The sequence below is a fragment of the Burkholderia sp. 22PA0099 genome, from assembly GCF_047497165.1.
Taxonomy (GTDB): Bacteria; Pseudomonadota; Gammaproteobacteria; order Burkholderiales; family Burkholderiaceae; genus Burkholderia.
The window spans coordinates 3,271,944-3,285,360 of sequence record NZ_CP163164.1 but is presented as its reverse complement, the minus strand read 5'-3'; the positions used below and the strand labels follow the sequence as shown (position 1 = coordinate 3,285,360).

Sequence of the window (13,417 nt, the reverse complement as noted above, 5' to 3'; positions counted from 1 at the left end):
GAGACCTCACATGGCAACGCAACAGACGCAGCAATCGACACAACAGCAGGCGAACAAGCACTTTTCGCACAACGACGGCAGCGTGGTGGTGGTGATCGGTTCGGGCGCGGGCGGCGGCACGCTCGCCAACGAACTGGCGCAGAAGGGCATCGACGTGGTGGTGCTGGAGGCGGGCGGCCTGAACACCCAGGCCGATTTCAAGACCGAGGAATGGGAGGCATTCAAGCTGCTGTCGTGGCTCGATCCGCGCACCACGTCCGGGTCGTGGCGGGTGGCGCGCGATTTCCCGCAGCTGCCCGCGTGGATCTGCAAGACGGTGGGCGGCACCACTACCCACTGGGCCGGCGCGAGCCTGCGCATCAAGGCGCATGAATTCGCGGCGCGCACCCATTACGGCGCGATCGAGGGCGCGTCGCTGCTCGACTGGCCGGTCACGCGCGAGGAACTCGATCCGTACTACGACCGCGCCGAGAAGAAGCTGGGCGTGACGCGCACCAACGGCCTGCCGGGCCTGCCCGGCAACAACAACTTCAAGGTGATGCACGCGGGCGCGACCAAGCTCGGCTACCGCGAATGCAATACCGGCCACATGGCGATCAACAGCACCAACCGCGACGGCCGCAGCCACTGCTATCAGCGCGGTTTCTGCTTCCAGGGCTGCCGGTTCGGCGCGAAGTGGTCCACGCTCTATACCGAGATTCCGCAGGCGCAGGCCACCGGCCACATGGAATTGCGCACCCAAGCGCACGTGGCGCGCATCGAGCACGACGCGCACGGCAAGGCCACGGCGGTGCTCTATTACGACGCCAAGGGCAAGCTGCAGCGGCAGAAGGCGCGCGTGGTGGCGGTGGCCGGCAATTCGATCGAGACGCCGCGGCTGCTGCTGGCGTCCGCCTCGAACCGCTTCCGCGACGGGCTGGCCAATTCGTCGGGGCAGGTGGGGCGCAACTACATGCGCCACACCACCGGCTCGGTGTATGCCGTGTTCGACCAGAAGGTGGACATGTACAAGGGCACCACCATGGCCGGCATCATCGAGGACGAGGCGCGGCTCGACACCGGGCGCGGCTTCGCGGGCGGCTATCACATGGAGACGATCGCGCTGGGCCTGCCGTTCTACGCCGCGTTCTTCAACCCGGGCGCCTGGGGCGGCGATTTCACGAAGGCGATGGACGCCTATCCGTACACCGCCGGCATGTGGATCGTCGGCGAGGACATGCCGCGCGCCTCGAACCGCATCACGCTGAACCACGACGTGAAGGACGCCTACGGCCTGCCGGTGGCGAACGTGCATTTCGACGACCACCCGAACGACGAGGCGATGCGCGAGCACGGTTTCAAGCAGGGCACGGCGGTGTACGAGGCCGCCGGCGCGAAGACGGTGTATCGTGTCCCGCCATATCCTTCCACGCACAATCTCGGCACCGCCCGGATGAGCGCGCGCGCGGAGGATGGCGTCTGCAACGGCTTCGGCCAGACCCACGACATCGCGAACCTGTTCATCTCGGACGGCAGCCAGTTCACCACCGGCGCGGCCGAGAACCCGACGCTGACGATCGTCACGCTGGCGATCCGTCAGGCCGACTACATCGCCGGGCGCATGAGCCGGCGCGAGCTGTGAGCCGCGCGGCTCGCTTCGAGACAAGGAGACATTCGCATGTGCAGCGTCTATATCAACGCGGACCCGATTCTCTACGAATCGCGCACGCGCGCGATCCGGATACACGGCGTGGTGACCACCGTGCGCCTGGAGAACCTGTTCTGGGAAGTGCTGCAGGAAATCGCCAACCGGGAGGACATGACCACCAGCCAGTTCGCCGCCAAGCTGCATGACGAGCTGCTGGACCTGCGCGGCGACGAGCCGATCAACTTCGCGTCGTTCCTGCGGGTGTGCTGCATGCGGTATCTGTCGGTCAGCCGCGAGCGCGGCGAGCGCCAGCCGGCGGCCGACGATGTGCCTCCCGGGCTGGCCCGGCTCAAGATGGTCGAAGCCGGGCGATAAGAACCGACCGAGCCGCCGCGCCGTGGGGGGAGCCGGCGCGGCGGCGGATCGATCAGGACTGCTGCGCCATCGGGCGCCGTGCCTGGCGCACCGCCAGCCACACGGCCGAGATCAGGAAGTACGCGGCGCCCACGCCGGCGTAGCCCGCCACCTTGGCGATGGCCGGCGGCGCGGCCGCCTCGGCCTGCACGATGAACAGCACGCCGGCCAGCGCCGATTGCGCGCCACTCAGCACCATCGGCCATTGCGCGCCGAAGCCCTTCCAGCGGCGCAATGCCGTGCCGAGCTGGAGCAGGCCCGATACGATGGCCCACAGGCCGAACGCGCGCAGCACCCAATCCGGGCCGATCGTCAACGCCACGGCCACTGCCACGGTGGTGATCGTGCTGATCAGCACGTTGAGCGTCTGGGTGCGGTTGTCGGCCATGCCGCCGCTGCGCGACAGGTCGAGGTAGTTGGCCAGCGCGTCCCAGGCCGGATAGACCACCAGCAGGATCGCCGCGAGCCCGGCCGATTGACGGCCGAGCGCGAAGGCCAGCGCCACCCAGACGATCGAAAACGCCGCCCGAACGAAGTAATACTGCTTGAGCCAGCGCTCGGCGCGGGCGGCGGTGGGTTCCGTGTAACGATCGATCATGTCGACTCCTTGCTTCGAGAATGACGGGCCGGCGCGCGACATGGCAGAAAGCCATGCGGCGCCGATGACGGAAGAAGCATCGCATCGCCCGCGCGCGGGCGGCATCGGTCGAATAACCGATCCGGCCCGTTGGCCCCTCGCGTATAGTGGGCGTTCCCTCGCGCGCGCAATCCAGTTAGCGTGTCCCTTTTCCGCCGATGCCTGCCGTTTTCCCTCCGATGACCGACGATCCCGCCCGCCTCGCGCCGTTGCGCGTGTTCGATGCCCTGAAGGCGCTCGCCTTCGTCGGCGACCTCAGCATGGGCCAGCCGACCGACCACTCGCCGCGCTCGGCCTGGCTGGCCGGGCGGCTGGCGCAGGCGGCGGGGCTGGACGCGGCGGGCTGCGCGACGGCGCGCGAGACCTCGCTGCTGCGCTGGTCGGGCTGCACGGCGAACGCGGCCGGCTTCGCCGAGACGTTCGGCGACGACATCGCCGTGCGTGCCACCATGCTCGAAGCCCGCCCCGGCTGGCGCGCGCCGCTGGAGGCGGCGGGCGGCGCGGGCACGGCGCTGGTGCCGCTGGCGCAGATCCACTGCGAGGTGTCGGGCGAGGTGGCGCGCATGCTGGGCCTGTCGCGCGATACGGAAATGGCCTCGCGCCACATCTTCGAAACCTGGGACGGCAACGGCCTGCCGTCGCATCTGGCCCGCGAGGCGGTGCCGATGCCGGTCATGATCGTCTCGCTGGCGGGCGACCTCGAGATCTACCACCGCGTGTACGGCGTCGAGACGGCGCTGGCCATGCTCGCGCAGCACGCCGAGTCGCGTTACCCGCGCGCGCTCGTCGAGCTGGCGGCGCGCGAGGCGGCCGGCTGGCTCGCCACGCTGGAGCGCGCCGCGCCGGGCGAACTCGACGCCGGGCTGCTGACGCCATCGATGGAGCAGGCGGCCTCGGCCGAGCTGATCGCCGACGTCATCGATCTGAAGCTGCCGTGGATGACGGGCTTCTCGCGCACCGTGGCGGCCACCGCCGCCGCCTGCTGCGCGCGGCTGACGCCCGATGCGGCCGCGCACGAGCGCGTCTACCGGGCCGGGCTGATTCACGGGATCGGGCGCGCCTCGGTGCCGAACAGCGTGTGGAACCTGCCGGGGCCGCTGCCCGAAAGCGCCTGGGAAAAGGTGCGGCTCGCGCCGTACTGGACCTCGCGCGCCGGCCGGCAGGCGGGGGTGCTCGGCGAGGCGGCCGAACTGGCCGCGCACGCTTACGAGCGGCTCGACGGTTCCGGGTATTTCCGCGGTGCGCGCGGCGTGGCGCTGACGCTGGAGGCGCGCGTGCTGGCGGCGGCGGTGGCGTGGGTGGCATGGCGCTCGGCGCGGCCGTGGCGCGCGGCGCTACCCGACGACGCGGCGGCGCAGCAGATGCGCGAGGCGGTGGCGGCCGGCCGGTTCGACGGTGCCGTGGTCGAGGCGCTGATGATCGATGGCGGCGCGCTCAAGCGGCCCGCCAGCCCGGTCGGGAGCGGTGCGCAGCAGGCCGTGCCGTTGTCGGCGCGCGAGCTGGACGTGCTGCGGGCGATTTCGCGCGGCGCGAGCAACAAGGAAGCGGCGCGCGCCCTGACCTTGAGCCCGAGCACGGTGCGCACGCACGTCGAGAGCGTATTCCGCAAGCTCGACTGCTCGACGCGCGCGGCGGCCACGCTCAAGGCCTCGGTGATGGGGCTGATCTGAGCGGGCCGCTGCGCGAAACGTTCAGAACGGCTTGGTCGGCAGGTACTTGCCGTCCAGCGTGATCACCGCGCGCGACCCGCCTTCCGGGTCGTCCACTTTCTTGATGTCGAGCTTGAAATTGATCGCGCTGATGATGCCGTCGCCGAACTGCTCGTGCACCAGCGCCTTGAGCGTCGAACCGTAGACCTGCACCATCTCGTAGAAGCGGTAGATGGTCGGATCGGTCGGCACGCCGCCGGGGAGGCTGCCGCGCAGCGGGATGGTCTGAAGCTGGCGCACGTCGTCGTCGTCGAGATCGAGCTTGGCGGCCACCACGCGCGCGGCGTCGGCCGGCAGCGGATGCTGGCCGAGCAGGGCGGCGGTCACGAAGGCGAGGCTCAGGCCGGTGCCTTCGCAGATCTGCTCGAAGCTCAGGTTCTTGCGGCTCTTCGCGTCGATGATCCGGTCGGTCAGCGCTTGGCGCGGGGCCTGGGTGATGTGCGATTGCGTCATGTCGATGCTCCTTGGTAAAGAGGTCGGGAGAAAAACGGGGGAAAGCGGGGCTTCAGGCCGCGGGGCGGGCGTCGATGGCGCGCAGCGCGCGGGTGTCGGGGAACGCGGCCAGCGATACGAAGCGGCGCGTCGCGCCGTCGTACGCGTCGATCGAGCCGGTTTCGATGTCGTACACCCAGCCGTGCAGCGCGAGCCGCCCCTGATCGAGCGCCAGCCGCACCGACGGATGCGTGCCGAGATTGGCCAACTGGGCGATCACGTTCTCGCGCACCATCGCATCGACCCGCTCGTGCGGGCTCGCGTGGTCGCGCACCTCGTTGACGACACGCGCCGAATCGGCGTAACGGAGCCAGTTGCGCACGGCCGGCATGTGATCGAGGCAGGTGCAGTTGGCGATGGCCGTCATCGCGCCGCAATCGGAATGACCGCAGATCACCACGTCGGTCACGCCGAGCGCCGCTACCGCGTATTCGACCGAGGCCGTCACGCCGCCCGGCTCGGGGCCGTAGGGCGGCACGATATTGCCGGCATTGCGGATCACGAACAGGTCGCCCGGCTCGCGCTGCGTGACCAGTTCGGGCACCAGGCGGCTGTCCGAGCACGAGATGAACAGCGTGCGCGGATGCTGGCTGGTGGCGAGCCGCCGGAACAGGTCGGAGCGCTGCGGAAACACGTCGCGCTGGAATTTCAGGAAGCCGTCGATGATCTCTTGCATGTCTCGCTCCGTCGGGAGGTCGTGAACCGGTGCAGCCATCATGCGACGGGCCAGTTATAGCGTCCAAGACCGGTTTATTATCGAAGCCATTGGTATTGCCAATAGTTGCCGGCGCGGGCCGGCACGCTTCGAGGGCGCCTCATGCTGCTTCGTCATATCCGGTATTTCCTGGCGGTTGCGGAACATCGCAACTTCACGCGCGCCGCGCAGGCGCTGCATGTGTCCCAGCCGACGCTGTCGCAGCAGATCCGGCAACTGGAGGACACGCTCGGCGTGCCCTTGCTCGACCGTTCCGGGCGCACCGTCCGCCTGACCGATGCCGGCGCGGCCTACGTGCATTTCGCGCAGCGCGCGTTGCAGGATCTTGAGGCGGGGCGGCGCGCGATTCACGACGTGGGCGAGTTGAGCCGTGGCCGCTTGCGGCTCGGCATGACGCCCACCTTCACCACCTATCTGATCGGGCCGCTGCTGGCGCGCTATCACGCGCGGTATCCGAACCTCACGCTCGACGTGATGGAGATGCCGCAGGAGCGCATGGAGGCCTTGCTGAACGAGGACGCGCTCGATGTCGGCATTGCGTTCGCCGAAATCGATTCGCCCGACATCGAGGCCGTTGCGCTGTTCGTCGAGGCGCTGGCCGTGGTGGTGGGCAAGGCGCATCCGCATGCGAAGCGGCGCAAGCCGCTGACGCTCGACGCGTTCGCGCGCGAATCCCTGGTGCTGCTGAACGGCGAATTCGCCACGCGCCATTACGTCGACCGCTATTGCCGCCAGCATGGCGTCGCGCCGCGCATCGCGATGGAGGTCAATTCGATCAGCGCGGCGATCGACATCGTGCAGCGCACCGGGTTGGCCACGCTGCTGCCGGCCGAGGTGGCGCGCGAGCATCGCGCGCTGTGCCGGGTGGAACTGACGCCGGCGCTGCCGCAACGTACGGCGGCCGTGCTGCTGCGCAAGGATGCCTATCGGAGCGCGGCGGCGCGCGCATTCGTTGCGTTGGCGCTGGAGACGCGAGCCGAGCGCGCTGCGCCCGAATAGGCATCATCATTTTTGAAACACCGGCCGACTTTGTTCGGCCATTTTGCTTTCTATTTCTTCGCGAATACTTCACAATCCCGCCGCGCGTGTTTCATTGCAATCGGATTATTTGATAAATGGAAATGATTCGTGCGTTTATATAGTGAAATCATGGAATAACAAAATGAGAGTATTGACATTCCGAGGGCGGGCATGGGTATTGGGTTGCACCGCATTGCCGTATCGCCACCACGTCATCGCCCGGCCGGCGCGCTGACGCATTTCCCCTCGCAAGGCCTCCTTCGCGCCTCCTTGAAAGCGATTCGTCAGGCGCCGATGCAACGCCTGTCTTGCAACACGACGAAACTTTGCCACGGCGATCGGCATTGACCTCTCGCGGCCCGTGTCACGGAATTTTCACGATCGACGGTCTTAATCGCTGGCGTGTTCTTAATGGCTTGGTCATGCTTGGCGACGACGCCTCGCAAAGCAGCGCCGTGTCGCGTCGAGGTCGGTTCGGGGGTAAACCGGCATCCGGCGTGAACGATGCGCACGATACGATTGGGTAGAAATCTGTTTGACGATTCGAAGAAATGACATGCCTCGCAACGCAATAAAATATCGATTCGTGGCCCGACAGCCCATCCTCGACGTCTCGGATCAAATCGTCGCCTACGAGCTGCTGTACCGTGGCGGGGAGGAGAACCGGGCACCGCCGAACGTCGATTCGGCCGAAACGGTGTCGGTGATCGAATCGGCGGTGGCCAACTTCGGCATCGAGAACCTGGCCGACGGCAAGGACTGCTTCATCAACTGCACCGACGCGCTGCTCAACTCCGAGGCGATCCGCGTGCTCGATCCGGCGCACTACGTGCTCGAAGTGCTGGAGGACAGCACGCTGGACGACGAGGTGATCGAGAACTGCCGGGTGTTGCGCGCGATGGGCTTTCGCATCGCGCTCGACGACGTCAGCAAGATCGACGAGCGTGTCGAGCGGGCGCTGCCGATCGCCGATATCGTCAAGATCGACTGGTCGATCACCACCGAATCGCGGCGCGCCGAACTGGCCGCCTTCTTCAAGCGCAAGAACAAGACCATCCTGGCCGAGAAGGTCGAGGATTACGCCGCGTTTCGCGAGGCGAGCGCGATCGGCGCGACGCTGTTCCAGGGGTATTACTTTTCGCGGCCCGAAATGCGCCGCGTGCGCTCGGTGCCGCCCGACTTCGGCTCGGTGCTGTCGACCATGGGCCTGATCGCCGACGACGCGCCGATCGAGCAGTTGGTGGGCTCGATCGCCAACGCGCCCTCGCTGCTGGTGCATCTGCTGCGCCTGGCCTCGGCCGCGGCCAACAACGTGCGCGTCAGGCCGCAGGAAATCGGCTCGATTTCCACTGCCGTGCGAGTGGCCGGATCGGCGCGCCTGATGAAGTGGTGCACGTTCCTGATTTATCACGGCGACCTGACCGAGCGCGATCATCCGTTCACGTTCCTGGCCGAGCAGCGCGCCGAGATCATGGCGGAATACATCGAGCGGGGCAATCCGGGCGACGAGCATCTGGTGCGCATGGCGCATATGGCCGGCGCGCTGTCCCTGCTCGACGTGCTGTATTCCACGGATCGCGAGGAATTCTGGAAAAGCCTGCCGGTGGCGCCGGCCATCAAATCGGCGATTTCCCATTTCGACGGGCCGATTGGCGAGGCATTGGCTTTTGCGATGACGTTCGAGAATGCGGACGTGAATTAAGCGGCAATAAGGCCGGAGTGGTGTCGAGCCGTTGTACCGGATTGTGGGTACAGGCGTGGCGCGACATTTGTAATACAATTCGCGCTCCGCTTGCCGCACCACCCGCCGTAGCCGTGCCAGCTCGGCGTGCCAAGGGGCAGTGACGGATTCGCTCGGATCATTCCATCCGATTTCACGAATTTCGTTGCCTGCGCCAATGCAGGCAATGCCAGCCTTTTTCATTCGAAATGAACGTCACCACGTCAGACGATTGCACGGGTATTTTGGCGGACCATCCGTTAGCACGCGCTTTCATCGTATTCGGTTATCGGGACGGTACGTTTTCAACGATTCCGAATAATTTCTTCAAGAACTGGATCGACGAGGAAGCGACCGAGGGCTCGTTTCATATCGAGAAGGGCTCGGGCTTCGGCGTCGGCTCGCTTGCCAAATACGACGGCAATGCGCAAACCCTGCGCATCGGCAAATACGTGGCCGGCGGCCAGCGCGTGCGCTTTCTGCTGAACGGGCAGCACGACACGCGCAGCATTTCGATGACGATGTTCAGCGTTTTCGGCACCGGCATGCTGAACCCGCCGCCGCCGCAATATGCGGATACCGAAGTGCACAACGACGTGTGGATCGGCGACGAGGCGATGATCCTCGGCGGCAGCGTGATCCAGAGCGGTTGCGTGATCGGCGCGCGCACGCTGGTGCCGCCCAATTTCCGCTCCGAGCCGTATGCGATCTATGCCGGCTCGCCGGCGCGGCTGATCAAGTTCCGCTTCGCCGAGCCGGTGCGCGAGGCGCTGTTCGAACTGGCCTGGTGGGACATGCCGCTGCAATGGATCAAGCAGCACAACGAAGCGTTCCTGGTGGACCTGACGGCCGACGAAGGCCACGCGCTCGAAGTGCTGGCCGAATTGAAGCGCATCAAGTTCGCCGAGCAGCGCGCCAACCGACGCCCCTGATTCGCCGCGTTTTTCCGCTGTTTCCGCTCATTCCCCCGCATTTTTGATTTCCTCTGTATCGCGTCCACACCGCGATACAGAGCGATACAAACGACGTTCCCGGCTCCGCTATAAATCCGTCCAGACGCTCGACGCACCGCCCACGGCCCAGGCCCACGGGCATGTCGAGCCGATCAGGTTGGGGCCGCGCCCGCATCGGCGCGGCTTTCCAGGGATAAGCCAGCACATCAGGAGCAGGGAACATGTCGGATTCTGTCAATCTTCGCCGCCGCCGCATTCTCGGTACGACGCTCGCGGGCGTCGGCCTCGTCGATTTCGGCCTCGGCAGCCTCGCCCGGGCGCAAACGCCGGCCGCAACATCGGGCGCGGCGACGTCCGGCGGCGGCGCGAGCTTCACCGAGATCCGTCAGATCCGCGCCGGCGTGCTCGACGTCGGCTATGTCGATGTCGGCCCGCGCACCGGCCCGGTGGCGATCCTGCTGCACGGCTGGCCGTACGACATCCAGTCCTACGCCGAGGTCGCGCCGCGTCTCGTGGCGGCCGGCTACCGCGTGATCGTGCCGTACCTGCGCGGCTACGGCTCGACGCGCATCGTTTCCGCCGACACGCCGCGCAACGGCCAGCAGGCCGCGATCGCCGCCGACGTGGTCGCGTTGATGGATGCGCTGAAGATCGACAAGGCGGTGTTCGGCGGCTATGACTGGGGCGCGCGCACGGCGGACATCATCGCGGCGTTGTGGCCCGAACGCGTGGTGGCGCTGGTGTCGGTCAGCGGCTACCTGATCGGCAGCCAGGCCGCGAACCGCGCGCCGCTGCCGCCGCAGGCCGAATTCCAGTGGTGGTACCAGTTCTACTTCACGACCGAGCGCGGCGAACTCGGCTACGCGGCGAACCGCGACGCGTTCAACCGCCTGATCTGGCAACTGGCCTCGCCGAAGTGGCGGTTCGACGACGCCACCTACGAACGCACGGCCGCGTCGTTTCGCAATCCCGACCATGTCGCCGTGGTGATCCACAACTACCGCTGGCGGCTCGGCCTCGCGCAGGGCGAGGCCCAATACGACGCGCTCGAACAGCGGCTCGCCGCGCTGCCGCCGATCGCCGTGCCGACCATCACGCTCGAAGGCGACGCGAACGGCGCGCCGCACCCGGCGCCGGCCGCCTATGCGAAGAAGTTCACGGGCAAGTACCGCCACCGCACGCTCGACGGCGGCATCGGCCACAACCTGCCGCAGGAAGCGCCGCAGGCGTTCGCCGACGCGATGCTGCAAGTGGTGGCGTTGTGACGGGCGTGCAGCGTTGGCTGGCGGTGGTGCTGCTCGGCGGTGCGTCCTTGGCCTCGGCCGCCGATGCGCCGCCGCCGCCGCCGAACGCCTCGCCGATCTACGGCGTGACGATCCCGCCCGGCTACCGCAAGTGGGAGATGATCGCGCCGGCCGAGGAGCCCGCGCCGCTCGACGAGCTGCGCGTGGTGCTCGGCAATCCGCAGGCGGTGGCCGCGCTGGAGCAATCGACGCTGCCGTTTCCGGACGGCACGATCCTCGTCAAGCTTGCCTACAAGCGCAAGCAGTCCGAAGAATCGCCCACGGCGACGGTGGCCGGCCGGGCGACCACGGTGCAGGTGATGGTCAAGGATTCGAAGCGCTATGCGGCCACCGGCGGCTGGGGCTTCGGCCGCTTCGTCAACGGCGTGCCGGTGGACGCCGCGCAGCACCAGACCTGCTTCGCGTGCCATCAGGCTTTAGTGAGGAATCACGACTACGTGTTCACGCGCCTGGCGCCGTGAGGGCGGGGCGGCCGGCCACAAGGCCGGCATCTGTAACAGCCTTGTCGCTTCGGTAACGAACGGCATCGGGCGTGGACCGGCGCACGCGGCCACGGCACAATGCCGGCTGGTTCACACGCTACCTATGGAGTCCCCATGAAAAAACTGATGATTGCCCTGTCCTGTTTCGGTCTGTTCGCTGCCGCCGGCACGGCCAATGCGGCCGGGTGCCTGAAGGGCGCGGCGGTGGGCGGCGTGGCCGGCCACGTTGCGGGCCACCACGCGGTGCTCGGTGCGGCCGCCGGCTGCGCGATCGGCCATCATCACGCGGCGAAGAAGGCCAAGGAAGCCAGCGCGGCGGCCGCGCCCGCGCCTTCGCACTGAGCGACGGCAGCCGCAACAGCGGCGTAGCGCTCACACGGCGCGGCGTGCCCGATCGAGGGTGCGCCGCGCCGTGTTGCTTTTTGCGGCGCCCGTCAGGCGCCGCGTGATGCTCAACTGCTCAACACCTGCGTCTGGATCGTGTGCGAATTGTTCGCCACGCTCAGTTGCACGCGCTTGGCGACCGGGTTCGCCGGCGCGGTGCCGTCGCTGTTGAGCGGTTTCACCTTGGTGTAGACCACCGAGAATGCATCGGCCGTGACGGTGGCGGAGGCGTAGCCTTGCGCGTCGTGATCGGCGTAGGCCAGGTCGGGATTGAACTGTTGCAGCGCCGCGTCGAACGTCGCGCCGTTCGTCACGCCGAGCAACGGCAGCAGGGCGGCGTACTGCGTGCCTTGCGTCTGCTGCTGGATGTAGCTGTAGAACGACGAACTGCTGATCCCGGCCGACACGAAATCCACCAGCACCGGGGTGCCCGTGGCCGGGTTCGGCACATCGCGCACCACGCCGGCCTGGAACGCGTGCAGGTCGCCGGTGATCGCCACCACGTTCTGCACGTTGGCCTGCTTCAGGTAGCCGAGCACGTCGGCCTTGTGGCTCGGATAACCGTCCCACGAATCGCAATTCATGATGTAGTTGAACGCCGCCGAGGTCGGCACGCCCGGCACCGTGGTCAGGTCGATCCACAGGCGGTTCAGCATCACTTCGTTGCCCCATACCTTCCACGCGGCGGTCGAGCCGGACATCTTCTGCTTGAACCATTGCGTCTGCGTCGGGCCGAGGATCGACGGCGTGCGGCCGAGCGCGGCGGTATCGAGCGCTTCGGCGGCGCTCAACGCGTTCTGCGTCACGAAATAGCGCACGCCCACCGAGCTGGTGGTGCTGGCATCGGGCAGGCCGAGCTGGCTCGCGGCCGGCCCGCCGATCTGCTCGCTCATCACGTGCTGGTCGCGGAACAGGCGCTCGTCGGTCATCACCAGGTCCATCAGGTTGCCGTAGCTGAAGCTGCGGTAAATGCTGATGTTCGTGTAGGCCGGGTTGCTCTGGTCGAACTGCACGTCGCTCCAGTCGATCGGCATGTATTCGGCCCAGGCCTGGCTCGCGCTGCGGCGGCGCGAGGTCTGCTGCGCGTTCGCGTTGGTGTAGGTCTGGTGATCCTGCCAGCAGTCGTCGGAGAATTCGTGGTCGTCCCAGATCGGGATCATCGCGAAGCGCTGGTGCACCGCCTGCAGGCGCGCATCGGCGCGGTAGGTGCGATACAGCGTGCGGTAGTCGTCGAGGCTGTTCGCATAGATGCCCGCGCCACCCGGCAGCGCGATGCCGTCCGGCAGCGTGATCTGCGTGTGGGCCGGCTCGGCCGCGCCCGTCTGGAACGACGCGCCGACCGTCTCGTAGATGTAGTCGCCCAGATGCACCACGAAATCCAGATCGCTTTCGGCCGCGATCAGCGACAGCGCCTGCCAGTGGTTGACCGTCCAGTCCTGGCACGTGAACCAGGCGAAGCGCACCTTCGACACGCTCGAACCGGCCGCCGGCGCGGTCTTGGCCGTGCCGGCCGCGCTGATGTCGCCGCCTGCCACGAAGCGGTAGTAATAGGTGGACGCGGCGGCCAGGCCCGTCACCTTGGCGCGCACGGTGTAGTCGAAATCGGGCAGCGCCTGCAACGCGACCTGCGCGGCCAGCGTCGAGAAATCGGCCTGGGTGGACACCTGGAGTTGCAGGCCGACCGGCGCGCTCGCGCCGGACTTGGCGACGGCGCGCGTCCAGAACACGATGCTGTCGCCGCGCGGGTCGCCGCTCGCGACACCTTGCGGGAAGCTGTAGACGCCGGCAGCGGGCGCGGTGCTCGCGCCGGTGTTGGGCGTGGTGGGCGCATCGTCGTCGGACGAGCACGCGGCGAGCGTGCCGCTGGCCGCGGCGATGGTGAAGAACGCGGAGGAACGGAGAAAGTGGCGGCGGTTCATTCGTTGGCTTCCTTTTGTTATCGGGAATGGCACCGCGACGA

At 67.3% G+C, this 13,417-nt stretch carries 13 protein-coding genes; 9 read left to right on the top strand and 4 right to left on the bottom strand.

Features of this window, described 5'->3' with window-relative positions:
• The first annotated feature begins 10 nt into the window (after positions 1-10).
• Together AB4851_RS14340 and AB4851_RS14335 are read left to right on the top strand one after the other, a co-directional pair.
• Entirely contained in the window at positions 11-1,621 is a 1,611-nt protein-coding gene (locus tag AB4851_RS14340) for a GMC family oxidoreductase (protein WP_414447762.1), read from the top strand.
• A gap of 36 nt (positions 1,622-1,657) precedes the next feature.
• Positions 1,658-2,002 (top strand): ribbon-helix-helix domain-containing protein, encoded by a 345-nt coding sequence (locus AB4851_RS14335; RefSeq protein ID WP_414447761.1) that lies wholly within the window; start codon positions 1,658-1,660, stop codon positions 2,000-2,002.
• A 52-nt stretch (positions 2,003-2,054) separates the two neighbouring features.
• Here AB4851_RS14335 and AB4851_RS14330 read toward each other — a convergent pair whose 3' ends face one another.
• Positions 2,055-2,639 (bottom strand): DUF308 domain-containing protein, encoded by a 585-nt coding sequence (locus AB4851_RS14330; RefSeq protein WP_414447760.1) that lies wholly within the window; start codon positions 2,637-2,639, stop codon positions 2,055-2,057.
• A 218-nt stretch (positions 2,640-2,857) separates the two neighbouring features.
• Here AB4851_RS14330 and AB4851_RS14325 point away from each other — a divergent pair, with 218 nt between their 5' ends.
• Entirely contained in the window at positions 2,858-4,348 is a 1,491-nt protein-coding gene (locus AB4851_RS14325; protein ID WP_414447759.1) for an HD domain-containing phosphohydrolase, read from the top strand.
• A gap of 21 nt (positions 4,349-4,369) precedes the next feature.
• On the opposite strand, the gene cynS is transcribed toward AB4851_RS14325, so the two are convergent.
• Entirely contained in the window at positions 4,370-4,840 is a 471-nt protein-coding gene (gene cynS, locus AB4851_RS14320) for a cyanase (RefSeq protein ID WP_414447758.1), read from the bottom strand.
• Positions 4,841-4,892: 52 nt separating this feature from the next.
• Positions 4,893-5,555, bottom strand: a complete 663-nt coding sequence (locus AB4851_RS14315; RefSeq protein ID WP_414447757.1) for a carbonic anhydrase — start codon at positions 5,553-5,555, stop codon at positions 4,893-4,895.
• Positions 5,556-5,696: 141 nt separating this feature from the next.
• Between AB4851_RS14315 and cynR the strand changes: the two genes are divergently transcribed.
• The 6 genes from cynR to AB4851_RS14285 all read left to right on the top strand — a co-directional run bounded on the left by cynR (position 5,697) and on the right by AB4851_RS14285 (position 11,415).
• Positions 5,697-6,593 (top strand): transcriptional regulator CynR, encoded by an 897-nt coding sequence (cynR, locus tag AB4851_RS14310; protein ID WP_414447756.1) that lies wholly within the window; start codon positions 5,697-5,699, stop codon positions 6,591-6,593.
• A gap of 607 nt (positions 6,594-7,200) precedes the next feature.
• Positions 7,201-8,316, top strand: a complete 1,116-nt coding sequence (locus tag AB4851_RS14305) for an EAL and HDOD domain-containing protein (protein ID WP_414447755.1) — start codon at positions 7,201-7,203, stop codon at positions 8,314-8,316.
• A 227-nt stretch (positions 8,317-8,543) separates the two neighbouring features.
• Positions 8,544-9,266, top strand: coding sequence for an acetyltransferase (locus tag AB4851_RS14300; RefSeq protein WP_414447754.1), 723 nt, complete (start codon positions 8,544-8,546; stop codon positions 9,264-9,266).
• A gap of 242 nt (positions 9,267-9,508) precedes the next feature.
• Complete coding sequence (locus AB4851_RS14295) at positions 9,509-10,552, top strand: alpha/beta fold hydrolase (RefSeq protein ID WP_414447753.1); 1,044 nt, start codon at positions 9,509-9,511, stop codon at positions 10,550-10,552.
• Positions 10,549-11,052, top strand: coding sequence for a cytochrome P460 family protein (locus tag AB4851_RS14290; protein ID WP_414447752.1), 504 nt, complete (start codon positions 10,549-10,551; stop codon positions 11,050-11,052). The genes AB4851_RS14295 and AB4851_RS14290 overlap by 4 nt, the downstream gene beginning before the upstream one ends.
• A 135-nt stretch (positions 11,053-11,187) precedes the next feature.
• Complete coding sequence (locus tag AB4851_RS14285) at positions 11,188-11,415, top strand: hypothetical protein (RefSeq protein ID WP_414447751.1); 228 nt, start codon at positions 11,188-11,190, stop codon at positions 11,413-11,415.
• 110 nt (positions 11,416-11,525) lie between these two features.
• Here the strand turns inward: AB4851_RS14285 and AB4851_RS14280 are convergent, their stop codons facing one another.
• A complete protein-coding gene (locus AB4851_RS14280; protein WP_414447750.1) occupies positions 11,526-13,376 on the bottom strand; it encodes an alkaline phosphatase D family protein in 1,851 nt (616 codons plus the stop codon).
• Positions 13,377-13,417: the final 41 nt, after the last annotated feature.